The sequence below is a fragment of the Streptomyces atriruber genome (genome assembly GCF_001418325.1).
GTDB lineage: Bacteria > Actinomycetota > Actinomycetes > Streptomycetales > Streptomycetaceae > Streptomyces > Streptomyces atriruber.
Genome location: NZ_LIPN01000385.1, coordinates 1 through 22,989 on the forward strand (window position 1 = coordinate 1; position 22,989 = coordinate 22,989).

Annotated in this window: 26 protein-coding genes and 1 pseudogene; 18 read left to right on the forward strand and 9 right to left on the reverse strand. The window is 72.3% G+C overall.

The window, feature by feature from the left end; genetic code table 11:
- Positions 1-510: pseudogene (locus AOK03_RS32980) on the reverse strand (S9 family peptidase); the annotation flags it as partial.
- 146 nt (positions 511-656) lie between these two features.
- On the opposite strand from AOK03_RS32980, the gene AOK03_RS32985 reads away from it, so the two are divergent.
- The 8 genes from AOK03_RS32985 to AOK03_RS33020 all read left to right on the forward strand — a co-directional run bounded on the left by AOK03_RS32985 (position 657) and on the right by AOK03_RS33020 (position 8,338).
- On the forward strand, positions 657-851 hold the full coding sequence (locus AOK03_RS32985; protein ID WP_055569071.1) for a hypothetical protein: 195 nt from the start codon (positions 657-659) through the stop codon (positions 849-851).
- 22 nt (positions 852-873) lie between these two features.
- On the forward strand, positions 874-1,797 hold the full coding sequence (gene mshB, locus AOK03_RS32990; protein WP_055569055.1) for an N-acetyl-1-D-myo-inositol-2-amino-2-deoxy-alpha-D-glucopyranoside deacetylase: 924 nt from the start codon (positions 874-876) through the stop codon (positions 1,795-1,797).
- 131 nt (positions 1,798-1,928) lie between these two features.
- Complete coding sequence (locus tag AOK03_RS32995) at positions 1,929-2,297, forward strand: DUF6113 family protein (RefSeq protein WP_055569072.1); 369 nt, start codon at positions 1,929-1,931, stop codon at positions 2,295-2,297.
- Positions 2,298-2,461: 164 nt separating this feature from the next.
- The gene (locus AOK03_RS33000) at positions 2,462-4,648 is read left to right on the forward strand and encodes a hypothetical protein (protein WP_079075105.1); all 2,187 of its coding nucleotides are present in this window, start codon (positions 2,462-2,464) and stop codon (positions 4,646-4,648) included.
- Positions 4,649-4,810: 162 nt separating this feature from the next.
- Complete coding sequence (locus AOK03_RS33005; protein ID WP_055569073.1) at positions 4,811-5,743, forward strand: ABC transporter ATP-binding protein; 933 nt, start codon at positions 4,811-4,813, stop codon at positions 5,741-5,743.
- Entirely contained in the window at positions 5,740-6,480 is a 741-nt protein-coding gene (locus AOK03_RS33010; protein ID WP_055569057.1) for an ABC transporter permease, read from the forward strand. The genes AOK03_RS33005 and AOK03_RS33010 overlap by 4 nt, the downstream gene beginning before the upstream one ends.
- Positions 6,477-7,673 carry a sensor histidine kinase gene (locus AOK03_RS33015; RefSeq protein ID WP_055569058.1) on the forward strand — a complete coding sequence of 399 codons (1,197 nt, stop codon included), beginning with the start codon at positions 6,477-6,479 and terminating at the stop codon, positions 7,671-7,673. Before AOK03_RS33010 ends, AOK03_RS33015 begins: the two co-directional genes overlap by 4 nt.
- On the forward strand, positions 7,670-8,338 hold the full coding sequence (locus AOK03_RS33020; protein WP_079075107.1) for a response regulator: 669 nt from the start codon (positions 7,670-7,672) through the stop codon (positions 8,336-8,338). The genes AOK03_RS33015 and AOK03_RS33020 overlap by 4 nt, the downstream gene beginning before the upstream one ends.
- 46 nt (positions 8,339-8,384) lie before the next feature.
- Here the strand turns inward: AOK03_RS33020 and AOK03_RS33025 are convergent, their stop codons facing one another.
- The 3 genes from AOK03_RS33025 to AOK03_RS33035 all read right to left on the reverse strand — a co-directional run bounded on the left by AOK03_RS33025 (position 8,385) and on the right by AOK03_RS33035 (position 11,286).
- Positions 8,385-9,239, reverse strand: a complete 855-nt coding sequence (locus AOK03_RS33025; RefSeq protein WP_055569059.1) for a transglutaminase family protein — start codon at positions 9,237-9,239, stop codon at positions 8,385-8,387.
- Positions 9,240-9,308: 69 nt separating this feature from the next.
- Positions 9,309-10,139 (reverse strand): transglutaminase-like and tetratricopeptide repeat-containing protein, encoded by an 831-nt coding sequence (locus AOK03_RS33030; RefSeq protein ID WP_055569060.1) that lies wholly within the window; start codon positions 10,137-10,139, stop codon positions 9,309-9,311.
- A gap of 145 nt (positions 10,140-10,284) precedes the next feature.
- Entirely contained in the window at positions 10,285-11,286 is a 1,002-nt protein-coding gene (locus AOK03_RS33035) for a GNAT family N-acetyltransferase (protein ID WP_055569061.1), read from the reverse strand.
- Between the two features lie 143 nt (positions 11,287-11,429).
- Between AOK03_RS33035 and fdxA the strand changes: the two genes are divergently transcribed.
- On the forward strand, positions 11,430-11,750 hold the full coding sequence (gene fdxA / locus AOK03_RS33040; RefSeq protein ID WP_030573070.1) for a ferredoxin: 321 nt from the start codon (positions 11,430-11,432) through the stop codon (positions 11,748-11,750).
- Positions 11,751-11,844: 94 nt separating this feature from the next.
- The gene (locus tag AOK03_RS33045) at positions 11,845-12,939 is read left to right on the forward strand and encodes a bifunctional succinyldiaminopimelate transaminase/glutamate-prephenate aminotransferase (RefSeq protein WP_055569062.1); all 1,095 of its coding nucleotides are present in this window, start codon (positions 11,845-11,847) and stop codon (positions 12,937-12,939) included.
- An 85-nt stretch (positions 12,940-13,024) separates the two neighbouring features.
- On the opposite strand, the gene AOK03_RS33050 is transcribed toward AOK03_RS33045, so the two are convergent.
- Positions 13,025-13,468, reverse strand: a complete 444-nt coding sequence (locus tag AOK03_RS33050; protein ID WP_055569063.1) for a hypothetical protein — start codon at positions 13,466-13,468, stop codon at positions 13,025-13,027.
- Between the two features lie 325 nt (positions 13,469-13,793).
- The gene (locus tag AOK03_RS33055; RefSeq protein ID WP_208609643.1) at positions 13,794-14,708 is read right to left on the reverse strand and encodes a heavy metal transporter; all 915 of its coding nucleotides are present in this window, start codon (positions 14,706-14,708) and stop codon (positions 13,794-13,796) included.
- Between the two features lie 61 nt (positions 14,709-14,769).
- Here AOK03_RS33055 and dapE point away from each other — a divergent pair, with 61 nt between their 5' ends.
- Complete coding sequence (gene dapE / locus AOK03_RS33060; RefSeq protein ID WP_055569064.1) at positions 14,770-15,849, forward strand: succinyl-diaminopimelate desuccinylase; 1,080 nt, start codon at positions 14,770-14,772, stop codon at positions 15,847-15,849.
- 97 nt (positions 15,850-15,946) lie between these two features.
- Positions 15,947-16,714: an LOG family protein gene (locus AOK03_RS33065; protein ID WP_055569065.1), complete on the forward strand. Its 768-nt coding sequence runs from the start codon at positions 15,947-15,949 to the stop codon at positions 16,712-16,714.
- Between the two features lie 181 nt (positions 16,715-16,895).
- Here AOK03_RS33065 and folP read toward each other — a convergent pair whose 3' ends face one another.
- Entirely contained in the window at positions 16,896-17,756 is an 861-nt protein-coding gene (gene folP, locus AOK03_RS33070) for a dihydropteroate synthase (RefSeq protein WP_055569066.1), read from the reverse strand.
- 125 nt (positions 17,757-17,881) lie between these two features.
- On the opposite strand from folP, the gene AOK03_RS33075 reads away from it, so the two are divergent.
- Positions 17,882-18,262 carry a DivIVA domain-containing protein gene (locus tag AOK03_RS33075; RefSeq protein WP_055569067.1) on the forward strand — a complete coding sequence of 127 codons (381 nt, stop codon included), beginning with the start codon at positions 17,882-17,884 and terminating at the stop codon, positions 18,260-18,262.
- Positions 18,259-18,849: a DNA-3-methyladenine glycosylase I gene (locus AOK03_RS33080; protein ID WP_055569068.1), complete on the forward strand. Its 591-nt coding sequence runs from the start codon at positions 18,259-18,261 to the stop codon at positions 18,847-18,849. The genes AOK03_RS33075 and AOK03_RS33080 overlap by 4 nt, the downstream gene beginning before the upstream one ends.
- 28 nt (positions 18,850-18,877) lie before the next feature.
- Here the strand turns inward: AOK03_RS33080 and chcB are convergent, their stop codons facing one another.
- On the reverse strand, positions 18,878-19,678 hold the full coding sequence (chcB, locus tag AOK03_RS33085; protein ID WP_055569069.1) for a 2-cyclohexenylcarbonyl CoA isomerase: 801 nt from the start codon (positions 19,676-19,678) through the stop codon (positions 18,878-18,880).
- Positions 19,679-19,717: 39 nt separating this feature from the next.
- Here chcB and AOK03_RS42880 point away from each other — a divergent pair, with 39 nt between their 5' ends.
- Together AOK03_RS42880 and AOK03_RS41415 are read left to right on the forward strand one after the other, a co-directional pair.
- The gene (locus AOK03_RS42880; RefSeq protein WP_157869145.1) at positions 19,718-19,999 is read left to right on the forward strand and encodes a hypothetical protein; all 282 of its coding nucleotides are present in this window, start codon (positions 19,718-19,720) and stop codon (positions 19,997-19,999) included.
- The gene (locus tag AOK03_RS41415; RefSeq protein WP_003966491.1) at positions 19,987-20,154 is read left to right on the forward strand and encodes a DUF3117 domain-containing protein; all 168 of its coding nucleotides are present in this window, start codon (positions 19,987-19,989) and stop codon (positions 20,152-20,154) included. The genes AOK03_RS42880 and AOK03_RS41415 overlap by 13 nt, the downstream gene beginning before the upstream one ends.
- 119 nt (positions 20,155-20,273) lie before the next feature.
- Here the strand turns inward: AOK03_RS41415 and AOK03_RS33090 are convergent, their stop codons facing one another.
- Entirely contained in the window at positions 20,274-20,972 is a 699-nt protein-coding gene (locus AOK03_RS33090) for an O-methyltransferase (protein ID WP_079075109.1), read from the reverse strand.
- A 153-nt stretch (positions 20,973-21,125) separates the two neighbouring features.
- Here AOK03_RS33090 and sigE point away from each other — a divergent pair, with 153 nt between their 5' ends.
- On the forward strand, positions 21,126-21,899 hold the full coding sequence (gene sigE, locus AOK03_RS33095; protein WP_208609644.1) for an RNA polymerase sigma factor SigE: 774 nt from the start codon (positions 21,126-21,128) through the stop codon (positions 21,897-21,899).
- 77 nt (positions 21,900-21,976) lie between these two features.
- Positions 21,977-22,903, forward strand: coding sequence for a zf-HC2 domain-containing protein (locus tag AOK03_RS33100; RefSeq protein WP_425264432.1), 927 nt, complete (start codon positions 21,977-21,979; stop codon positions 22,901-22,903).
- The last annotated feature ends 86 nt before the right edge of the window (positions 22,904-22,989 follow it).

Consider the following 22,989-nt stretch of genomic DNA (forward strand, 5'->3'; position numbering starts at 1 on the left):
CACGCGCAGGGCGCCCTGCGCCACGTAGGCCACGTGCCGACCGTCCGGGGAGGGGCGCGGGTCGATCACCGGTCCCGGCACGGGCAGTTCGCGCGCCGTGCCCGCGCGCAGCTCCGCGGTGAAGAGACGTCCGGAAAGCGCGAACGCGGCCAGCTCCACCGCGGCGTCCGTCGCGTAGCCCACGATGCCCGCGCCGCCCTCACGGCTGCGCTCGCGCCGTGCGCGCTCCTCTGCGGACAACTGCTCGGCCGCACCGCCGAGCAGCACGTGCGGATCGGCCGCGACCCGCTCCGAGCCGCCGTCCGACACGTCGAGCACCCAGAGCCGGTTCGCCCGGTCGGTGCCGTCGGAGGAGCGCAGGAAGGCGACGCGCGACCCGTCCGGCGCGACCGTGAACGCACGGGGCGCGCCGAGGGTGAAGCGCTGGGTCCGGGCATGTTGACGCGGGAAGGAGAGCCGCTGCGCCTGGCTCTCGTCGGGCCTGGGAATTCCGGGGTTCTCGGTGGTCATCCCCCGAGCCTATGGCTCATGCGCCCCCTGTGCTGCTGTGCTCCGACTCATGCGTCCGCACGGATAGTTATGATCCGTAGCGCTTGGTGGGTATGAACCTGCTGGGGTCCGCACTGGGGTACGACAACGAGTTGGAGGTGACCGCCGTGGCACTCTCGATTTCGGCGGTGGTGCTGCTGGCGATCATCGTCTTCCTGTTGGTCAAGAAGTCAGGGCTCAAAGCGGGGCACGCGGTCGTCTGCACGCTGCTCGGCTTCTATCTGGCGAGCTCGTCCGTCGCCCCCACCATCAACGAGCTGACCACGAACGTGGCCGGGATGATCGGCGACATCAAGTTCTGACGCGGGCTCGTAGGGTGGTCCCATGACGGAACTGCCCGCCCGGCGCCTGCTGCTCGTGCACGCGCATCCCGACGACGAGTCGATCACCACCGGCGCGACCATGGCCAAGTACGCGGCCGAGGGCGCTCGTGTCACGTTGGTGACCTGCACGCTGGGCGAGGAGGGCGAGGTCATTCCGGCCGAGCTCGCCCATCTCGCCGCCGACCGAGAGGACTCCCTGGGCGCCCAGCGCATCGGGGAGCTGGCGGCCGCCATGAAGGAGCTGGGGGTCACCGACCACCGCTTCCTCGGCGGCACGGGGCGCTACCGCGACTCCGGAATGATGGGCGTCGAGCAGAACAGCCGCTCCGGCGCCTTCTGGTCGGCGGACCTCGACGAGGCCGCCGCGCACCTCGTCGAGGTGATCCGCGAGGTGCGCCCCCAGGTCCTGGTGACGTACGACCCCGACGGGGGGTACGGCCACCCCGACCACATCCAGGCGCACCGCGTCGCCATGCGCGCGGCCGAGCTCGCCTCCGAGTCCGCCTTCCGCGCGGACCTCGGCGCGCCCCACACCATCGACAAGATCTACTGGAACCGCGCACCGCGGTCCGTGGTCGAGGAACGCTTCCGGTGGATGTCGGGCGCGCTGCGGCACTCGCCGTTCGGCACGCCCGCCGTCGTCGCCGACGTGCCCGGCGTCACGGACGACGAGCGGATCACGACGGAGATCGACGGCCGTCCCTACAAGGCGGCCAAGGCGGCGGCGATGGCGGCCCACGCCACCCAGATCACGGTGAGCGGTCCGCTCTTCATCCTCTCCAACGAGCTCGCCCAGCCGATTTTCGATGTGGAGTACTACGAGCTGGTGCGGGGAGAAGCGTCGGCAGAAGGAGCGTCCCGCGAGACCGATCTCTTCGCGGGACTCGAAAGGGTGACGGATGTGGCTGAGGTGACCGCGCTGTGAGTACGCGTTCCCGTGCGTCGTCGGGGGCCGGTTCCGGGGCCTCCAAGCCGCCCACCCCGCCGGGGGCGGGCTCAGGACCGACGTCCGGCGCGGGTGCCGCCGGAGCACCCGGCAGCTTCCTCGCACAGCCCCTGAGGGCGGGACGGCTCGCCGCCTACGCCCTGCTCTTCGTGCTCGGCGCCGTCGTCGGCGTCGCCGGGTCGCTCGTCCAAGGCGGCTTCTTCCCCGCGGGGTTGCTGCTCGCGCTCGTCGGCGCCGCCGGTCTCTTCTACGGCGGGTCGCGGGTGATCGGCACCAGAGCGGGGGCCGTTGCGCCCGCCGCCGGCTGGCTGGTCGTGGTCATGCTGCTCACCGCCACCAGACCCGAGGGCGACTTCATCTTCGGCGCGGGTCTCGGTTCGTACGGCTTTCTGCTCGGCGGAATGGCCGTCGCTGTGATGTGCGCCACGCTCGGGCAGGGGCCGCAACCGAGCGCGCCCGCCGCCCGACTTGGCAAGTGACGTACCACTTCGGCCCGTGTCCCGCACGGGTTTGACGCCGGTCACGGAATGAGTGCCGACGGCGGCCAGTATGGTGGTGCGGCCGCCGAGCCTCCCCGACCTCCGGCCGGGGGGACCCCGGATGAGGTCGAGACGGGCGGCGGAGTCAACCAGGAGAACCTGCCTTGAGTCGTGAAACTGACAGTTCGTCCTCCGGGCCCCAGGGGCGCGGTGGAGCCGCCTACCCCTCGGGGACGCCGCCGTACGGCTCCCCGGCACAAGGTGCTGCCGCTGACGGCGGTATGGACGGAGCGCGGCGGCAGGCCGCCGAAGAGCGGCCCGACGAGCCCGAGACGCAGACCACGCTGACCACCCGCATCCGGATCAACATCCCCGGTTCGCGGCCCATCCCGCCGGTCGTCATGCGCACGCCCGTCGGTGACGAGGGTCCGCGCGGGGAGTCCGTGCCCCTGGACGGCGGCCGCCGCGACGGTGGCGCGCCGGGCGCTCCCGGTGCACCTGGCGCTCCCGGTGCTCCCGGTACCCCCGGTGCAGGGGAGACGGGCAGGACGACGGGGGCCGGAGCCCCGGTCGCCGCCGGTTCCGCCGCTCCGGGCGACGGTGGCACGGGATCCGCCTCCCCGGCCGAGGAGAAGACGAGCGACTGGTTCGCGCCGCGCAAGCCCGCCCGGAACGAGGGCGGGAGCGGGGCAGGTGGCTCCTCCGGCCCCGCCGGTTCGTCCGGCCCCGCGGGTTCCGGGACGAACGGATCCGGCACGGGCTCCTTCGACGTGTCCGGCGCCGTGGCGTCCGGCCCCCTCGGCACGGGCGCCCCGCAGGGCGACCCGCAGGGCGACCCGCAGCGCGGCGATCTGCCGTACTTCTCCGGCGGTTCGGGCGGCCCCGGCGGCTCCCGGCCCCCGGCCGGTCCGACCGGCGGTCCCGTCACGGGTGACAGCCCGCTGGCGCCTCCGACGCCCCCGGCCGCCCGCCCGTCTGGCCAGGGCGCTCCGGGCGCTCCTGGTGCGCACGGTGGCCCCGGCGCCCCGGGCGGCCCCGCCAACTCCGGCGCGCGGCCGCCCCGTTCCGGCGCCATGGGCGACGACACCGCGATCCTCACGCCGCAGAAGGCCGGTCCGGTCTCGCCGCCGCCCGGCGGTCCGCGGCCTCCCGTCGGCGGACCCGGTGGTCCCGGCGGTCCGGGGACCCCCGGCGGCCCCGGCGCTCCCGCGCCCGGCTCCAACGTCTCCGGTGAGACCCTCACCAGCGGCATCCCCGTCGTGCCGCCCGCGCAGGACAACTCGCCGTTCGCGACCGGGCCGCAGGGCGAAGGCCCCGTGCCGCACACCCCGCCGAAGCTGCCCGAGCCGGTCCGCTCCGACGTGCCGCCCGCCGCGGCCGCGCCGAAGGCGAAGGCGAAGAAGAAGGGCCGCAACAAGCTGGTCCTCCTCGCGGTCGCCGTCGTGGTCGTGGGCTGCGGGGCGTACGGCGCGGGCCTGCTGATGAACCACGCCGACGTCCCGAAGGGCACCACCGTGCTCGGCGTCGACATCGGCGGCGGCACCCGCGACGAGGCCGTCCAGAAGCTCGACGCGGCCCTCGACGAGCGCGTCACCAAGTCCCTGAAGCTGTCGGTGGACGGGGACACCGTCAACCTCAAGCCGGACCAGTCGGGCCTGACCCTGGACAGCCAGGCCACGGTCCGCGAGGCCGCGGGCAGCGACTACAACCCCGTCTCGGTGATCGGCTCGCTCTTCGGCGGCCAGCGCGTCGTCGAGCCCGTCATGCCCGTCGACGAGGAGAAGCTGGCGGCGGCCCTGGAGCGTGCCGCGGGCGGCTCGGGCACGGCGCAGGAGGGCACGGTGAACTTCGTGCCGGGCAAGGCCGTGCCGGTCTACGGCAAGGTCGGCAAGGGCATCGACCCGCAGGCGTCGACCACGGCGGTCGCGGACGCGTACAAGAAGCAGGTCGAGACGGGCAGCGCGGGCACGGTCCAGGTGCCGGTCACGACGCGCAAGCCGGCCGTCTCCAAGGCCGAGGTCGACAAGTTCATGACCCGGTTCGCCAAGCCGGCCATGTCCGCCAACGTCACCATCAAGGCGGGCGCCAAGTCGATCCCCTTCGGCCCCGAGAAGTCGCTGCCGAAGATCCTCGAGACGAAGGCGCTCAAGGACGGCACCCTCCAGGTGCACTACAACCTCGAAGAGCTCAAGAAGTTGTACGGCAACGTCTTCGACGGCGTCCTGATCCAGCGCGGCAACGGCTCCAAGACGCCGGTCCAGGCGACCGACGTGGCCCAGGCGATGGGCAAGGCGCTGACCGGCAAGACGCCCGCCGAGCGCATCGGGGTCATCGAGACGAACGCGAGCTGATCCTGCCCGGCACACGGAGGCCGGACGGTTTCCCCGAGTCGTTCGGGGCCGCCGTCCGGCCTTTCGCATGACACCTGACACCTGACACATGACATCTGTCATCCCGGAGTCACCACAACCGACACTGCCGCCGTCACCTGCGCTTTTGTGACGATGTTCGGCATGACGACGACCACAGCCCCGCCCACCGCCGACGTGGTGAGCTTCGAGCAGGTGACCAAGAGCTTCGGTGACGTCCGCGCCGTCGACGGCCTGACCCTCGACCTCCGCCCGGGGGAGACGGTGGCGCTCCTTGGGCCGAACGGCGCGGGCAAGTCCTCCACTCTCGACCTGCTGCTCGGCCTGCGGCGGCCGGACAGCGGCACGGTGCGGGTCTTCGGGACGGAGCCGCGCGAGGCGATCACCGCGGGCCGGGTCGGCGCCATGCTGCAGAGCGGCGGCCTGATGGGCGAGGTGACCGTGCGCGAGCTGGTGAGGCTCGCCTGCGACCTGCACCCCGATCCGTACCGCGTGAACGACGTGCTCGCCCACGCGGGCATCACCAAGATCGCGGACCGCAAGGCCGACAAGCTCTCCGGCGGCCAGGAACAGCGCGTCCGCTTCGCGCTCGCCACGGCGGGCGCCCACGACCTCATCGTGCTCGACGAGCCGACCACCGGCATGGACGTCACCGCCCGCCAGGCGTTCTGGGCCACCATGCGGGAGCAGGCGGACCAGGGCCGCGCGGTCCTCTTCGCCACGCACTACCTGGAGGAGGCCGACGCGATAGCCGACCGCGTCCTGGTCCTCCACCGCGGCCGCCTCCTCGCGGACGGCACCGCGGCCGAGATCAAGGCGAAGGCGGGCGCCCGCAAGGTCGCCTTCGACCTGGAGCGGATCGACCCGGAACGCACGGAGCAGCTCCGCGCGCTGCCCTTCCTGACCACGCTCGACATCATGGGCCACACGGTCCGCATCCAGTCGACGGACGCCGACGCCACCGTGCACGCGCTGTACGGGCTCGGCCTCTACCCCCGCCACCTCGAAGTCGCCGGGCTCGGCCTTGAGCAGGCCTTCGTGGCGATCACCGAGGCCGAGGAGGCCAGGACCCGATGAACAGTCTGATCAAGCTCGAGATCACCCGCGCCCTGCGCAACCGCAAGTTCCTCTTCTTCTCCGTCATCTACCCCTCGATGCTCTTCGTGATCATCGCGGGCAGCCGGAGCGGTGCCGACCAGGTCCCCGGGACCGGGCTGTCCGTCCCCGCGTTCATGATGGTCTCGATGGCGTCCTTCGGCGCCCTCACCGCCGTACTCATGGGCAACAGCGAGCGCATCGCCAAGGAGCGCGAGAGCGGCTGGGTGCGGCAGCTGCGCCTGACGGCCCTGCCCGGGCGCGGCTACGTCCTCGCGAAGACCGCGAGCGCGGCCGTGGTCAGCCTGCCCTCCATCGTCGTGGTGTTCGCCGTCGCGGCGATCTTCAAGGACGTCCGCTTCGAGGCCTGGCAGTGGCTGGCGCTGACCGGCTCGATCTGGGCGGGCAGCCTCTGCTTCGCCGCGCTCGGCGTGGCCATCGGCTACCTCGCGACCGGCGACGCCGTGCGCCCGATCACGATGATCACCTACTTCGGGCTCTCCATCCTCGGCGGCCTGTGGATGCCGGTGACGACGTTCCCGCACTGGCTGCGGGAGACCGCGTCCTGGCTGCCCACCCACGCGTACGCTGCCCTCGGGCAGGCCATCGAACTGGGCGAGGCTCCGCACGCGAAGGACATCACGCTGCTGGTCGCCTACTTCCTGCTCTTCGCGGGCGGCGCGGCGTGGCTGTACCGGAAGGACACACTGAAGGCGTGAACGCGACAGACGCTGGGTGCAGCGAACTCCATCCCGTGTACACGTTCGGGCGGCCGCCGCAGGGCCGCCGCCAGCTCCTCACGAAGTCGGCCTGGATCGGCGTCTGGCTGGTGTTCCTGAGCGCTCCGGTCCGGGACCTGGCGGAGGGCCGCCACACGCCCCCGGCCACGGTGCTCGGCTCGCTCGGCCTCGCGCTCTTCGTGGCCTGCTATCTGACCCTCGTCTTCCGCTACACCACCAGGATCCTGCGGTGGCGCGCCGTCATCGTGTCCTTCGCGCTGCTCGTGGTCCTCGCGTCGGTCCTCGCCTTCGGCTTCGGCGACAACTGGCTCGGCCTCTTCGTGTACGTCTCGGTCTCCGCGGGGGCCGTCCTGCCGGTGCGGTACGCGCTCGGCGTCATCCCCGCGGTCACCCTCCTGATGATCCTGGTCGGCCTGCGCGACGACGGCCTCGGCGACCTGGTCACCAATCTCGGGGTGATCACACTCCTGGTGGGCTTCGCAATGTCCGGCGTCCGCGAGCTGATCCGCACCACGGTCCAGCTCCGCCAGGCTCGCGCCACCGTCGCCCAACTCGCCGCCAACGAAGAGCGGTTGCGGCTCGCCAGGGACCTGCACGACCTGCTGGGCCACTCGCTCTCCCTGATCACGCTCAAGAGCGAGCTCGCCGGGCGGATGCTCCCCGCCGACCCCGACAAGGCCGCCCAGCAGGTCGCCGACATCGAACAGGTCAGCCGACAGGCCCTGGTGGACGTGCGCGAGGCGGTCTCCGGCTATCGGCGGCGCACCCTCGCCGGTGAGCTCGCGGGCGCGCGCACGGCGCTCACCGCCGCCGGTGTCGACGCCGAGGTGCCGCTGGAGCCGCCCGCCGAACTGCCGGGCGAGGAGGCCGAGGCGGCGCTGGCCTGGGCGTTGCGGGAGGCCGTGACCAACGTCGTGCGGCACAGCGGGGCCCGGCGCTGCACGGTGGCGTTCACGGCGCGCCAGACGCTCGAAGGGCGGCTCCTGGAGCTCTCCGTGGAGGACGACGGGGTGGGTGGTGCCGGGGCCGTGGCGGGCAACGGCCTGGCGGGGCTCGTGGAGCGCGTGGAGGCGGTCGGCGGGGTCCTGGAGACGGGTCCCGGCGCACGCCGCGGGTTCCGCCTGGCAGTCCGCGTACCCCTGGCGAAGGCCACCGTAGGATCCCCCTCATGAGCAGCGGGAGCGGCGGGAACGGCGAAAGCCGCGGGGAGAGCGCCGGCGGTGCGGGCGACGTCATCAGGATCCTGCTGGCCGAGGACCAGGCGATGGTCCGGGAGGCCCTCGCGGCGCTGCTCGGCCTCGAACCGGACATCGAGGTCGTCGCCCAGGTGTCCCGCGGCGACGAGGTGCTCGCGGCGGCGCGCGAGCACGCCGTGGACGTGGCGCTGCTCGACATCGAGATGCCCGGCTGCACGGGCATCGAGGCGGCCGCCGAACTGCGCGCGCACGTGCCGGGGGCGAAGGTCGTCGTCCTCACCACCTTCGGCCGCCCCGGCTATCTGCGCAGCGCCATGGAGGCCGGTGCCGACGCGTTCCTGGTCAAGGACGCCCCCGCGGCCCAGCTCGCCGAGGCGGTGCGCAAGGTGCTCGCGGGGGAGCGGGTCATCGACCCCACGCTGGCCGCGGCCGCCCTCGCCGAGGGCGCGAACCCGCTGACCGACCGCGAGCGCGAGGTGCTGCGCGCGGCGGCCGACGGCGCCACCAACGCCGAGCTCGCCACCGCCCTGCACCTCTCCCAGGGCACGGTCCGCAACTACCTCTCGACGGCGATCCAGAAGCTCGCGGTCCGCAACCGCGCGGAGGCGGTCAGGACGGCCCGGGACAAGGGCTGGCTCTGAAGCCCCACCGCCCCGGTCGTCCCGGACACCCCGGTCGCCCCGGTCGTCAGTTCAGCATCGCCCGTGCCCCCAGTGCCTGCCGCCGCACCCGGTCGGCCGTCGTCGGGTCCAGCGCGGCGACCTCGTCGGCGTAGGTGTCGAGCTCCCGCGCGCCCGCCTGGAACTCCCCCTTCTGTACGAGGAGTTGGGCACGCTCGTAGTGCAGTCGCGGCGACGGCGTGGGCAGCAGCAGGCAGAGGTCGACCGCCCAGAGCGATACGTCGGAGCACTCGGGACGGGACGCGGCCCAGACGCGGATGTTGTTGAGGATGCGCGCCACGATGTCCAGCGGCCCCGCGGTGCCCAGCAGCGAAGGCGCCGTCGGGGTCCCCGTCGCCGCCGCGACGAGGAGCTCCACGTCCATGCCGGACAGCAGCCGCCCGCCACCGAACGGATCGGCCAGCACGCGGTCCTCCGGAGGGCCGAAGCCCACGATGAAGTGGCCCGGCAGCGCGATTCCGTGGACGGGCGCGCCGGCCCGCCGCGCCACCTCCATCCACACCACGGAGAGCAGGATGGGCAGCCCTCTGCGGCGCCGCAGGACCTGGTGCAGGAGGGAGGAGTCCAGTCGCTGGTAGTCGCCGGGTCTGCCCTTGAACCCATGGCTCGCGCCGAGGAGTTCGGACGTGGCCACGGCCCAGGCCAGGGGCCCGCCGGCCCGGCAGGACCGGTGGCCGGCCGCGACCTGCTCCGCCAGCCGGTCGAGCAGGCGCCGCGCGGCGTCCATGCCCGCCTCGTCCAGCGAAGGGTCCGCCTCGGTGCCGATCAGCAGGCACAGCAGCGACAGGTCGGGCCGGGGCGACCCTGCCTCGGCCGCGAACAGCCGCCGCCACTCGGTGGTTCCGGGGGGTCGGGGGTGCATACGTCCCTCGTGCCCGGTCGCCTCGATCGATACGTCGACCGGGGCGGGGCCGCGCTCCCCGGCCGCGGTTCAGTTCAGCATCGCCCGCGCGGCCCGCGCCTGCTGGCGGACCCGCTCCGCCGTGGTCGGCTCCACCGTCGTCACTACATCCGCGTAGGCGTCGAGCTCCGTCGCGCCGCCGAGGAAGTCGCCCCGCTGTACGAGGAGTTGGGCACGTTCGTAGCGCAGGCGGGCCGGATGGGCGGGCAGCAGGAGCGACAGTTCCAGGGCCCACAGCGCGACGTCGGAGCGCTCGGGCCTGGCGGCCGCCCAGGCGCGGATGTTGTTGAGGATGCGCTGCACGATGTTCAGCGGGTCGGCGGGCGTCAGCATCGACGGCTGGATGCCCGTGCCCGCCGTCTCCGCCACCAGGAGCTCCGCGTCGGACCCCGTCAGCAGCCGTCCGCCGTCGAAGGGATCGGCGAGTATCTGGTCGTCCTTGGGCCCGAACCCGACGACGAAGTGGCCCGGCAGCGCCACCCCGTACACCGGGGCGCCCGCGCGCCGCGCCACCTCCATCCACACCACGGAGAGCAGGATGGGCAGCCCTCTGCGGCGCCGCAGGACCTGGTGCAGCAGAGAGGAGTCCAGCCGCTGGTAGTCGCCCGGCGTCCCCTCGAACCCGCACCGCTCACCGAGGAGTTCCGCCATCGCCGTGGCCCACTCGCGCGGTCCGCCGGGGCGGAACGGCAGCAGGCCCGCGAGGCGGTCGAGTTCGATCTCGGCGGCGTCGATCCCCGCGTCGTCGAGGGAAGGGTCCGCCTCGGTGCCGATCAGCAGGCACAGCGGTGCGAGACCGGGCCGTTCGGACCTTGCCTCTTCGGCGAACCGCCGCCGCCATTCGCCGGACTCCGCGTGCATACGTGCCTCGTGTCTGCCCTCGCCGGGCGCTGTTTCCGTGCCGTGCTCTGCTGTGCCGTGCCTGCCGTGCCTGCCGTGCCTGCCGTGCCTGCCGTGCCTGCCGTGCCTGCCGTGTTCCGCCGGTCTGACGCTCTCCCGCTCCCGCTCAGGCGGGGCCGTACCGATAGTGGTGATAGGCGTGATGCGCGGCGAAACCCATCCCGTCGTACAGCGCCCGCGCGCCGTCGTTGTCGTCCTCGACCTGCAGCCAGGCCGCCGAAGCGCCCTCGGACAGGGCCTGCCGGGACAGCGCGGTCATCACCGCGGTGGCGAGCCCCTCGCGCCGGTGCTCCGGGGCCACCTCGACCGCCATGAAGCCCGCCCAGCGCCCGTCCACCACGCACCGCCCGATGGCGGCCGGAGCGTCACCGCTCCCGGGCACGGAAGCGAACCATACCGAGGGCCCGCCCGCCAGCACCTCGAGCACATGCGGCCCGGGAACCCCGAACCGCTTGTACCGCCGCAGCCACGGCTCGTCGAAGGACCGGGACAGCGTGACGCGGTCCGTGTCCGCGTCCAGGTCCGCGATCGGGGCTAGCCCGCCGATGTGCAGTTGCGCGCTCACCTCGCGCCGCCAGCCGTGCTCCTCCAGGGCGGCGCAGAGCAGCTCCTGGGTGCCTTCGGCGCCGGTCGCGGTCTGTACGTACGGCGGAAGGCCACGGTCCGCGTACCACTCGCGTACGTGCCGGAGGGCCTCGTCCAGCGGCCGCCCGGGATCGCCCAGTGGCAGCGCGGAGTTGGCCCGCCGGGTGAATCCCGCCGCCGACCGCAGCTCCCACTCCCCGAGGCGCTCGCTCTCCACGGGCCGCCAGGCCCGGGCGGACACGCGCGCCAGCTCCTCGTACGAGGCGGCGGGGCCCCTGCGACGCGCCGGCGCGGCCGGTACGACCTTGCCTGCGACCAGGGAGCGTTCCGGGATCCGGACGCTTTCGCCGTCCCGTCGTGTGATGAGTACCACACCGTCGTTCCACGATGCGAGAACGCCCACCGTGTCGGTGAACTTCTCGCCCGAGATCAAAGCGTCGCTCAAGCGCCGTACAGAGACTCGTTTGCCCACGTCAGCAGGGGTGATACGGACCTCGAGTCGTCCGCCGGCAGTGAATTCCACAGCTCTGTAAGCCCCTCCTGTTCGGATCATGCCCAGGAACGGAGATACTAGGGGTGGGCATCGACGACGCCGCGCTCCCGCGCGCCAGGCGAGCGGAGCCTGAGGACGGCCCGCCAACGCCCGTATCGAGGAGGAACGACAGCGTGACCTACGTCATCGCGCAGCCTTGTGTCGACGTCAAGGACAAGGCGTGCATCGAGGAGTGCCCGGTCGACTGCATTTACGAGGGCTCCCGGTCCTTGTACATCCACCCGGACGAATGCGTCGACTGTGGAGCCTGCGAACCGGTCTGCCCGGTCGAGGCGATCTTCTACGAGGACGACACTCCTGAGGAGTGGAAGGACTACTACAAGGCGAACGTCGAGTTCTTCGACGAGCTCGGTTCGCCCGGTGGCGCGAGCAAGCTCGGTCTGATCGAGCGCGACCACGCCTTCATCGCCGCCCTGCCGCCGCAGAACCAGTAACGGCAGCCCGAGCGTCGCCCCGGTCCCGTACGGCATCTTCGCCGCACGGGACCGAGGCGTTTGCAACGACCAGTACCAGCACGGGAGTCACCACGTGTCCGCAGTCTCCGACCGGCTTCCCACCTTCCCCTGGGACAAGCTCGAGCCCTACAAGGCCACGGCGGCCGCCCACCCCGGCGGCATCGTCGACCTGTCGGTGGGCACCCCCGTGGACCCGGTCCCCGAGCTGATCCAGAAAGCGCTGATCGCGGCCGCGGACTCGCCGGGCTATCCGACGGTCTGGGGCACGGCCGAGCTGCGCGACGCGCTCACCGGCTGGTGCGAGCGGCGGCTCGGCGCCCGTGGCTTCACGCACCGCAACGTACTGCCGGTCGTCGGCTCCAAGGAGCTGGTGGCCTGGCTCCCGACGCAGCTGGGCCTCGGCCCGGGCGACGTGGTCGCCTACCCGCGGCTGGCCTATCCGACGTACGAGGTGGGCGCGCGCCTGGCCCGTGCGGAGTACGTCGCCTACGACGACCCCACCGAGCTCGACCCGACGAACCTCAGGCTGCTCTGGCTCAACTCGCCGTCGAACCCGACCGGCCGGGTCCTCTCGCGCGAGGAGCTCACCCGCACCGTCGCGTGGGCCCGCGAGCACGGCGTGCTGCTCGTCAGCGACGAGTGCTACCTGGAACTCGGCTGGGAGGCCGAGCCGGTCTCGGTCCTGCACCCGGACGTGTGCGGTGGTTCGTACGAGGGGATCGTCGCCGTCCACTCGCTCTCCAAGCGGTCCAATCTGGCGGGCTACCGCGCGGCGTTCATCGCCGGTGACGAGGCCGTCCTCGGGGACCTGCTGCAGATCCGCAAGCACGGCGGCATGATGACCTCCGCGCCGACCCAGGCGGCCGTCGTGGCGGCGCTCGGCGACGACGAGCACGTGCGCGAGCAGCGCGAGCGGTACACGGCCCGGCGCACCGCTCTGCGCGACGCGCTGGTGAAGCACGGCTTCCGGATCGAGCACAGCGAGGCGAGCCTGTACCTGTGGGCGACCCGCGACGAATCCTGCTGGGACACCGTGGGCCACCTCGCCGAGCTGGGCATCCTGGTGGCGCCCGGCGACTTCTACGGCCCGGCGGGCGACCGCTTCGTGCGCGTCGCCCTGACGGCGACGGACGAGCGCGTCGCCGCGGCGGTCGAACGCCTCGCGTGAGCGCGGCGGTGTGACCGCAGCGGCGGTGAGCACGGCGGAGGGCCCGGAGCCAATGGCTCCGGGCCCTCCGTGTGCGTGCCGGTGATCAGCCGAGGGGGAGGCTCTTGACCGGCAGCTGGTCGGTGGGGAGGCCGCCCTTGGTCAGCGCGTCGGTGGGCAGTCCGCCACCGGTGGCCGAGTCGGCGGTCTCGCCGAGCGCCTTGCCCGCGCCGCCCGCGACGTCACCGGCGGCCTGCTGGGCGGCGGGGGCGGCGGTCTTGCCGACCCGGCCCACGGCCTTGCCCGCGGTCGGGACGGACTTCTCCACGGCCTTGCTGCCGGTGTCACCGGCGAGGTTGCTGACGTTCTGAGCCGCATCGTCGACGGTGTTGCCGAGACCGTCGCCGTCCATGGCGGAGATGCCGCCCAGGTCGGGGGCGGCCGGAAGATCAACGGCGCTCGCGGAGCCGGCCGCACCGACCACGGAAGCTGCACCCGCGGCGCTGAGCAGCGCGGCACGGGCGATCCGGCGGGTCAGGGGGAGGGACATGATGCTCCTTCAGACGGGAGAGAACGTTGGGTCGTCCGGCCGGATCGGATCCGGCGTTCCACCGGACGGCTTCCGGCGATCGGACGCAGTGACTACCGCTCGAAGTCCGCGAAGGTTTCGGTGCGCCAACGTAAAGAGTTGGCAATGCGTCGCATTATCGGCTGCGGATAAAAACGGGCAAAGAGCATCGGGGCCGATCCGCTGCAGAAACCTTAATCCCTGGTGATCTCAAGGGATTCGAGGTTTCGGCGGGAGCCGGGCGGGAAAGTCGGACACGGTGTCGGTCCGTAGCACTCGGCATGCCTCCATCGGGGGACCGGTCGCACTACTGCCCGGTCATGATCCGGACCTCGTCCCTGGCCCCGCCCGGCCCCGCGGCCCCGTTCTTCTCCGCTTCCGGATCCGCCCGGTGCCACTTCCCGGCCCCTCCGGAGCGCCACACCCGCCCGCCGTACGACACCCGCTCGATGTGCAGCGCCGAGGACTGCGCCACGGCCCAGTGCGCCAGCTCCCAGCCGCGCTGCGGGGCCCGGTCGGTGGCCAGCGGGGCAGGCACCGGAACCGTCATCGTGCGCCCCTGGGGCGCACCGGGACGCACCTCGCGGCCGAAGTCGCGGAGCAGGGCGGCGCGCACCTTCGCGGGGCCGCCGGGGTCCGTGCCGGGGCGGCCCTCGCAGTCGAAGGCGGCGGGCGCGCGGCCCGTCAGCGCGGCGGCGAGCAGCGCGGCGTCCGGCTCGTGCTTGGCGTAGGCCTGCGGAAATCCACTGCGCTGCACGCGCTGCGCGGCGACCGTGAGGGGCAGCCGCGAATAGCCGGGGACCTCGGCCAGGTGCTCGTAGAAACGGCCCGCCGAGTACGCCGGGTCCATGATCTGGCGTTCGTTGCCCCAGCCCTGCGAGGGGCGCTGCTGGAAGAGGCCGAGCGAATCCCGGTCGCCGTGCGCGATGTTGCGCAGGCCGGACTCCTGCAGGGCGGTGGCGAGGGCGATGGTCACCGCGCGCTCGGGCATCCCGCGCGAGGTGCCGGCCACCGCGACCGTCGCGGCGTTCTCCGCCTGCTCGGCCGTGAAGGTGTACGAAGCGCCGTCGCCCTTCCCCGACACCACCGTGCACCGCGGCTCGGGCTTGCCCCCGTACACGTACTGCAGCGCCACATAGCCCACGACGGCGAGCAGCACGGCGGCCGCGGCCCCGATACGCAGGAGACGGCCGCGCCGGACGGGGGTGGGGGGCTCAGGCACGCGTCCAAGGTACTGGAGTCCACCGACAGCCGGCACCGCCCGCTGGCTTAGGGTCGTCGGCATGCCTCACACACCGCTTGACCTCACGCTCGACGCCGCGGAGCTCACCGCGCGACTGGTCGATTTCCCGTCCCCGAGCGGCGAGGAGAGGGCGCTCGCCGACGCCATCGAGGAAGCCCTGCGCGCCCTGCCGCACCTCACGGTCGACCGGCACGGCAACAACGTGGTGGCCCGCACGAACCTCGGCCGCGCGGAGCGGGTCATCCTCGCCGGGCACATCGACACGGTGCCGATCGCGGACAACGTGCCGTCCCGCCTCGACGAGGACGGCGTCCTGTGGGGCTGCGGCACCTGCGACATGAAGTCGGGCGTCGCGGTCCAGCTCCGCATCGCGCAGACGGTGACCGAGCCCAACCGCGACCTCACCTTCGTTTTCTACGACAACGAAGAGGTGGCCGCGCACCTCAACGGCCTCGGACACGTCGCCGAGGCCCACCCCGACTGGCTGGCCGGTGACTTCGCCGTCCTCCTCGAACCGACCGACGGACAGGTCGAGGGCGGCTGCCAGGGCACCCTGCGCGTCCTCCTGAGGACCAAGGGCGTACGGGCGCACTCCGCGCGCGCGTGGATGGGCTCCAACGCCGTCCACGCGGCCACCCCGATCCTCCAGAAGCTCGCCGCGTACGAGCCCCGCAAGCCGGTGGTGGAGGGACTGGAGTTCCACGAGGGCCTCAACGCCGTCCGCATCGAGGGCGGCGTCGCCACCAACGTCATCCCCGACGAGTGCACCGTCACCGTCAACTTCCGTTACGCCCCGGACCGCAGCGAGGACGAGGCCCTCGCCTTCGTGCGCGACTACTTCGCGGACTGCGGCGTCGACGAGTTCATCGTCGACGACCACACGGGCGCGGCCCGCCCCGGCCTCACCCACCCGGCCGCCGCTGCGTTCATGGCGGCCGTCGGCGGCGAGGCGCGCCCCAAGTTCGGCTGGACGGACGTCTCCCGCTTCAGCGCGCTCGGCGTGCCCGCCGTGAACTACAGCCCCGGCAACCCACTGCTCGCGCACAAGATCGACGAACGCGTCGAGGCGTCCCTGATCCCGCTGGCGGAGGAGAAGCTGAGGTCCTGGCTGACGTCGTAGCCGGACGAGGCTCCTGATGCCGGACATCCCGACGTCCCTCGTACGTAACCCGCGTAGACCTACGCTGTGACAGACGTACGCATGGAGGGAGCAGACGATGAGCAATTCCGATGACAGTGCTGCCCGCGCTGCAGGTAAGCGTCCCGAGGAGCAGCGGCTCGGCCCGGTGCTGCGCCGCCGGGACCAGGTGCAGGCCGGTACCACCGATCAGCGTCTCCTCGACTCCGACGGACCCTCCGAATGGGTCCACACGGATCCCTGGAGAGTCCTGCGGATCCAGTCCGAGTTCATCGAGGGCTTCGGCACCCTGGCCGAACTTCCGCCCGCGATCAGCGTGTTCGGTTCGGCGCGCACCGGGGAGGAGTCGCCGGAGTACGCCGCGGGCGTCGAGATCGGCAAGGCGCTCGTGGAGGCCGGCTTCGCGGTGATCACGGGTGGCGGGCCCGGCGCGATGCAGGCCGCCAACCAGGGCGCCGTCGAGGCGAAGGGCACGTCGGTCGGCCTCGGCATCGAGCTGCCCTTCGAACAGGGCCTCAACCCCTACGTCGACATCGGCGTCAACTTCCGCTACTTCTTCGTCCGCAAGACGATGTTCGTGAAGTACGCGCAGGGCTTCGTGGTCCTGCCCGGGGGCCTCGGCACCCTGGACGAGCTCTTCGAAGCGCTCACCCTCGTCCAGACCCGCAAGGTCACGCGGTTCCCGATCGTCCTCTTCGGCTCGCAGTACTGGGGCGGCCTGGTCGACTGGCTCAAGAACACGGTCATCGCCCAGGGCAAGGCCTCCGAGGCCGACCTGCTCCTCTTCCACGTCACGGACGACGTCGAGGAGGCCATCTCCCTGGTGACGAAGGAAGTCGGGAAGTAGCGGAAGAACTCCCCGAAGGGGAGTTCACGCAAGCCCTCGGCGGGCGACCGCCGGGGGCCCGTGCCCCGCGACCGTCGCCACCATGGCCTCTTCCTCGTGCCGCGCTCGCGCCGCTCGGCGCCGGGGCGCCTCCCGGGCTTCGCCCGGCCGTGCCGGACCCCGTCCGGGTGCGGGCGGGGCCTCAGGCCAGTCCGCGGCGCGCGACGGCGGGGGCCCGGTGCCCAGCGATCGCCGCCACCATGTCCAGGACCTGCTTCGTCTCCGCGACCTCGTGCACGCGGTACACCTGCGCGCCCAGCCAGGCCGAGACCGCTGTCGTCGCCAGGGTGCCGATCACGCGCTCCTTGACCGGCCGGTCGAGGGTCTCGCCCACGAAGTCCTTGTTGGACAGGGAGACCAGGACGGGCCAGCCCGTGTCCACCATCTCCTCCAGCCTGCGGGTGGCCTCCAGGCTGTGCCGGGTGTTCTTGCCGAAGTCGTGGCCCGGGTCGATCATCACGGACTCGCGCGGCACGCCGAGTTCCACCGCGCGCTCGGCCAGGCCGACCGTCACGCGCAGGATGTCCGCCATCACGTCGTCGTACGTGACGCGGTGCGGCCTCGTGCGCGGCTCGGCGCCGCCCGCGTGCGTGCAGACCAGGCCCGCCCCGTACCGCGCGGCGACCTCCGCGAGCCTCGGATCGACGCCGCCCCACGCGTCGTTGAGCACATCGGCGCCCGCCTCGCAGACCGCCTCGCCGACGTCGTGCCGCCAGGTGTCGACGCTGATCACCACATCGGGGAACCGCTTGCGGACCTCGGCGACGAAGCCGACCGTCCGGCGCGCCTCCTCCGCCGCGCTCACCTCTTCGCCCGGGCCCGCCTTGACCCCGCCGATGTCGATGATCGCCGCGCCCTCGGCCACGGCCTGCTCCACGCGCGCGAGGGCGGGTTCGTCGCGGAACGTGGCGCCCTGGTCGTAGAAGGAGTCCGGGGTCCGGTTGACGATCGCCATGATCACCGGCTCGTGCGCGTCGAACTCGCGCCTGCCAAGCCTGAGCATCCCCTGTGGTCCTCCTGGGTCCTAGTCGCGGTGCGGCCGCCTGTGACCTTAACTGTCAGAGGCACGTGGCACGATCGGACCCTGACAGTTTGAGCACGGGCAGTCGAGCGTGAGGGCCTGAAGAGATGGTCTTGTTCTTGTTCCTGGTCATCGCCCTCGTCGTGGTGGTCGGCGCGGTGACCCTCGCCGTCATCGGCGGCGGCGAGAGCGGAGCGCTGCCCGACGCCGCGCCCGAGCGGTTCACCGACCCGCTGCCCCCGGACCGGCCGCTGCGCCGCGCGGACGTCGACGCGGTGCGCTTCCCGATGACCCTTCGGGGCTATCACATGGGCGAGGTGGACGACGTGCTCGGCCGCCTCGGCGCCGAGCTCGCCGAGCGGGACGCCCGCATCGCCGAGCTGGAGGCCGCCCTCGCCGGGGCGCAGGCCACCGCGGTCGCGGGCCCCGCCCTCTTCGAGGGGTACGAACCGGGCGAGGCCGAGGACAAGAAGGGCGACGACCAGTGAGCAGCGAGACCGGCGCGGTGCCGGGCCCGGACGGCGGACTCCGCTGCCCCTGGGGCCTGTCCACCGAGGACTACGTGACGTATCACGACGAGGAGTGGGGCCGCCCGGTCCACGGCGACGACGCGCTGTACGAGCGGCTCTGCCTCGAGGCCTTCCAGTCCGGCCTCTCCTGGATCACGATCCTGCGCCGCCGCGAGGGCTTCCGAGCCGCCTTCGCCGAGTTCCGGATCGCCTCCGTGGCGGAGTTCACCGACAAGGACCGCGAGCGGCTCCTGGCCGACCCGGGGATCATCCGCAACCGGGCCAAGATCGACGCGACCCTCGCCAACGCGCGCGTGCTCGCCGACTGGCCCGAGGGCGAACTGGACTCCCTGATCTGGTCCTTCGCGCCGGACCCGGCGACCCGCGGGATCCCCCGGACGCTCGCCGACGTGCCCGCGATCACCGACGAGTCCACGGCCCTGTCCAAGGCCCTCAAGAAGCGCGGCATCCGCTTCGTCGGCCCCACCACGGCGTATGCCTTGATGCAGGCCTGCGGCCTGGTCGACGACCACCTCGCGGACTGCGTGGCCCGCGAGGCGGCGTAGCCGGTGCCGACCGGCGCCCGCGGCGCCCTCAGCGCCCCAGGTACTTCGGCTTCTCCTTGGCGATGAAGGCCTGGACGGCGATCGTGTGGTCCTCGGACGCGCCCGCCTTGCCCTGCAGCTCGTCCTCCTTGTCCAGCGCCTCGTCCAGGGAGTGGCCCGCCGCGTAGGCGAGGGACTCCTTGAGCGCCGCGTAGGCCAGCGTTGGGCCCTCGGCCAGGGTGCGGGCCACCTGCGCGGCCTCGGCGGCGAGGTCGGCGGCGGGCACGATCTTGTTGGCGATGCCCAGGTCGTACGCCTCCCGTGCGTCGATGTTGCGCGGGAACAGCAGCAGGTCGGCGGCCCGGCCGGGGCCGATCACGCGCGGCAGCGTCCAGGAGACGCCCGAGTCGGCGGTCAGCGCGACGCCCGCGAAGGAGGTGTTGAACTTCGCGGTGTCCGCGACCACCCGGTAGTCGGCGGCGAGGGCGAAGCCGAGGCCGGCCCCCGCGGCGACGCCGTTGACGCCCGCCACGACCGGCTTCGGCATGCCCGTGAGCGCCCGGACGATCGGGTTGTAGTGCTCCCTGACCGTGCTCATCGTCTGTCCGGTGCCCGCCTCGCGGTCCGCGGCGAGGAAGCCGATGTGCTCCTTGAGGTCCTGGCCCACGCAGAAGGCGCGGCCCGTCGCGGTGAGCAGCACCGCGCGCACGGCCTCGTCGGCGGCGGCCGCCCGCGCGGCCTCCCGCAGGGCTACCTTGGCCTCCGTGTTCATGGCGTTCATCGCCTCGGGACGATTGATCGTGATCGTCGCGAGGCCGTCACTCACCTCGTAGAGCACGCTGTCGGCCATGGTGGCCCCCTCCGCTGGTCCAGTACGTAGGAGCTCAGCATGACGGAGATCATCGGGGTCCGGCATGAGCCCATCTATGTGACCTGCGTCAAAGAATTCCGGGCCCCTGAGGCGTATGGGGCGGCGAAGTATCGCAGCCACATCGCCGAATTGGGTGGTTTTGCGGGCGCGCGTTGCCCAAGCGATGCCGACCGATGTTGGTCATCGGGTCCCGCCATGCGGGATAATGGCCTGGAAGCAATGTGTTCGATGCCGGTGACACCTGGGTTGTCGGCTGCGATGAGCTGGTTTCAGGAAGGGGAACGAGCATGGCGGCCATGAAGCCGCGGACGGGCGACGGCCCGCTCGAGGTGACCAAGGAGGGGCGGGGCATCGTCATGCGCGTTCCGCTCGAAGGCGGCGGACGACTTGTCGTCGAACTGACTCCGGACGAGGCCGACGCGCTCGGCGACGCCCTGAAGAAGGTCGTCGGCTGACGCGGAAGCGCGCACACTCTTTTCACTGCCCCGGCATCGTACGACGAGCCGGGGCAGTGCTGTTTGCGGGGGGTTGTACGGGCTTGTACGGGGTCGGCGCGGGCCCGATGGGCCCGGGATCACCGCTTGACGGCGCAGAGCAGGCCGTCGCCCACCGGCAGCAGCGAGGGAATCAGATCCTGGCTCTCGCGCACCGCGCGCAGCAGCTCGCGCAGCCGCAGCACCTCGACGGGCTGGGGTCCTGAGTCGACGGTCCTGCCGTCCGCGAAGACGCCCTCGAAGCAGACGAGGCCGCCGGGCCGCAGCAGGCGCAACGATTCAGCGAGGTACTCCAGGGACTCCAGACGGTCCCCGTCGCAGAACACGAGGTCGTACCCGCCGTCCGCGAGGCGCGGCAGGACGTCGAGGGCGCGGCCCGGGATGAAACGCGCGCGGTTGCCCGCGAAGCCGGCCGCGCGGAAGGCCTGCCGGGCGAACTGCTGGCGCTCGGGCTCGGGGTCGACGGTGGTCAGTACGCCGTCCGGCCGCATGCCGTGCAGCAGGTGGATCCCCGACACTCCCGTGCCCGTACCGATTTCGGCCACCGCTTTCGCGTCAGCCGTGGCGGCGAGCATGCGCAGCGCGGCGCCGGTGCCGGGAGACACCGAGGGCAGGCCTGCCTCCCGGGCCCGGTCCCGGGCCCAGCGCAATGCCTCGTCCTCGGCGACAAAGGCGTCGGCGAACGCCCAGCCCGTCTGCCGGTTGCCGGTAATGGCCCTCTCCTGTCCCCGTGGTTGCCTGGCCGTGACTGTATCCGTTGGGGGCGGGAACCCGCAGATGGGACCGCGCGTTTATAGGGGGTGGACGCGCAGCGGGGGTAACGGATGGATCAAGACTGGAAGTGGGCGGCTCGCAGGGGCAGGACACCTGCAGCGAAGCCCGTACCAAATTCACGTAAAAACGCTTATCCGGAGCTAACGGGCGAGGTGGTTATGGTAGGGGCTCCACTGGACACCACCAGAGCCGACAGGGGAGGTGCGGCCGAGTCCGCAAATCGGGGAGGAGTGCTCCGGCGCTTTCTCGGATTGGCGGGTGGGCCGAAATCCGTGACCGACACCGCTGACCGCATCCGTGCCAACGACTCCGCTCAGACCGCGACCTTTGCCGCTGACGCGGAATCGCAGGCGTGGACTCCGCCCACCTGGGAGGAGATCGTCAGCACGCACAGCGGTCGCGTGTACCGCCTGGCGTACCGCCTGACCGGCAACCAGCACGACGCCGAGGACCTCACGCAAGAGGTCTTCGTCCGTGTCTTCCGGTCCCTCTCGACCTACACCCCCGGCACGTTCGAGGGCTGGCTGCACCGCATCACCACGAACCTCTTCCTGGACATGGTGCGCCGCAAGCAGCGCATCCGCTTCGACGCGCTCGGGGACGACGCCGCGGAGCGGCTGCCGAGCCGCGAGCCGTCGCCCCAGCAGGTGTTCAACGACACGCACTTCGACGCGGACGTCCAGCAGGCGCTGGACACCCTCGCGCCCGAGTTCCGTGCGGCCGTCGTCCTCTGCGACATCGAAGGCCTTTCGTACGAGGAGATCGCCGCAACCCTCGGCGTCAAGCTCGGTACGGTCCGCAGCCGTATCCACCGGGGCCGCTCGCAGCTGCGCAAGGCCCTCCAGCACCGGTCTCCCGAGGCTCGCGCCGAGCGTCGTTCGCTGGCGGTCACGGGAGCCGTGGCGCTGGGAGGAGGGGGCGCGACCGCGTGAGTGGATCACGGTCGAATCCTGCCGAACGGCATGTAGCCGAGGCCGAGCAGCATCTGGGGGACCGGCTCGCAGCCCTTGTGGACGGCGAGTTGGGCCATGACGCGCGCGAGCGCGTCCTCGCACATCTGGCGACCTGTCCGATGTGCAAGACGGAGGCCGACGCGCAGCGTCGCCTGAAGAGCGTTTTCGCGCAGGCGGCCCCGCCGCCGCCCACCGAGAGTTTCCTCGCCCGCCTCCAAGGTCTTCCAGGGGGCGGTTCCGGGCCGTCCGGAGGACCCGGTGCCGGTGACGGGTTCGCCACCGGATCGACCGATTCCGCGGGACTTCCGCGGAACGGGATCTTCGGCGTGAGCACCGAGCCCTTCGTGGAGTACGTCCCGGCGGGAGCCCATGCCGCGGTGCTGCCCAGCGAGCAGCGCGGCTTCCGCATCCACGAGGTCAACCGGCGGCCCGAGGCGGAGCGTCCGGCCTGGCGCGGGCGTCGTTTCGCGTTCGCGGCGGCGGGTGCGGTGTCGATGGCCGCGATCGCCCTCGGCGGTGTCACGGTGGGCGTCCCCGTCGACTCGGGTGACACCCGCGCGGGCGGCTCGGGGAGCAATGTGACCCCGCAGCGCAGCCAGGGTTCGGGCACCGCCGCCACCTCCGACTCCGTGCGCCGTCGCGGCGGCGGCAATCCGCTGTCGCCCCAGGGCCAGCGCCCCGGCGCCCTGTCGGCGCCGGTCGCGCCGACGGAGGTGTCGGGACCCCTGCTGCCCGGAGCCCCCGCGCAGCCCCTGCGCTCCCGCGACTCCGTGTACGAGCTGACGGCGCCGATGCTGGCAGGCACCGCCGCCATCTCCCCGTTGATACGCCCGGCGGAGCCCGGCCGCCACACCGCCGCGATGCCCGGCATCAAGCTGCCGCAGGCGGCGGACGCCGTGGTGCCGGGGGGCGCGAATCCGGTGCGGACCAGTGCGGCGCCTCCGGGCGCCGGACCGTTGAAGGGCACGTCGCAGATTCACTGACGCGACGGCGCCCTGCGCTTCCGTGGGGGAACCTGGTTGAATCCTCGGTGGGCCGTGCCCGCCGGGGATTCAACCAGGTTCCCCCA

Bases quoted from the DNA above. Each gene is read 5' to 3' on its own strand.
- AOK03_RS33010 (WP_055569057.1), top strand. From the start codon at position 5,740: ATGAACAGTCTGATCAAGCTCGAGATCACCCGCGCCCTGCGCAACCGC.
- AOK03_RS42880 (WP_157869145.1), top strand. From the start codon at position 19,718: ATGACGGAGATCATCGGGGTCCGGCATGAGCCCATCTATGTGACCTGC.
- sigE (WP_208609644.1), top strand. From the start codon at position 21,126: ATGGTAGGGGCTCCACTGGACACCACCAGAGCCGACAGGGGAGGTGCG.
- mshB (WP_055569055.1), top strand. From the start codon at position 874: ATGACGGAACTGCCCGCCCGGCGCCTGCTGCTCGTGCACGCGCATCCC.
- AOK03_RS33030 (WP_055569060.1), bottom strand. From the start codon at position 10,139: ATGCACGCGGAGTCCGGCGAATGGCGGCGGCGGTTCGCCGAAGAGGCA.
- chcB (WP_055569069.1), bottom strand. From the start codon at position 19,678: ATGGCCGACAGCGTGCTCTACGAGGTGAGTGACGGCCTCGCGACGATC.
- AOK03_RS33020 (WP_079075107.1), top strand. From the start codon at position 7,670: ATGAGCAGCGGGAGCGGCGGGAACGGCGAAAGCCGCGGGGAGAGCGCC.
- AOK03_RS33065 (WP_055569065.1), top strand. From the start codon at position 15,947: ATGAGCAATTCCGATGACAGTGCTGCCCGCGCTGCAGGTAAGCGTCCC.
- folP (WP_055569066.1), bottom strand. From the start codon at position 17,756: ATGCTCAGGCTTGGCAGGCGCGAGTTCGACGCGCACGAGCCGGTGATC.
- AOK03_RS33005 (WP_055569073.1), top strand. From the start codon at position 4,811: ATGACGACGACCACAGCCCCGCCCACCGCCGACGTGGTGAGCTTCGAG.
- AOK03_RS33050 (WP_055569063.1), bottom strand. From the start codon at position 13,468: ATGTCCCTCCCCCTGACCCGCCGGATCGCCCGTGCCGCGCTGCTCAGC.
- AOK03_RS33025 (WP_055569059.1), bottom strand. From the start codon at position 9,239: ATGCACCCCCGACCCCCCGGAACCACCGAGTGGCGGCGGCTGTTCGCG.
- AOK03_RS33075 (WP_055569067.1), top strand. From the start codon at position 17,882: ATGGTCTTGTTCTTGTTCCTGGTCATCGCCCTCGTCGTGGTGGTCGGC.
- AOK03_RS41415 (WP_003966491.1), top strand. From the start codon at position 19,987: ATGGCGGCCATGAAGCCGCGGACGGGCGACGGCCCGCTCGAGGTGACC.
- dapE (WP_055569064.1), top strand. From the start codon at position 14,770: ATGCCTCACACACCGCTTGACCTCACGCTCGACGCCGCGGAGCTCACC.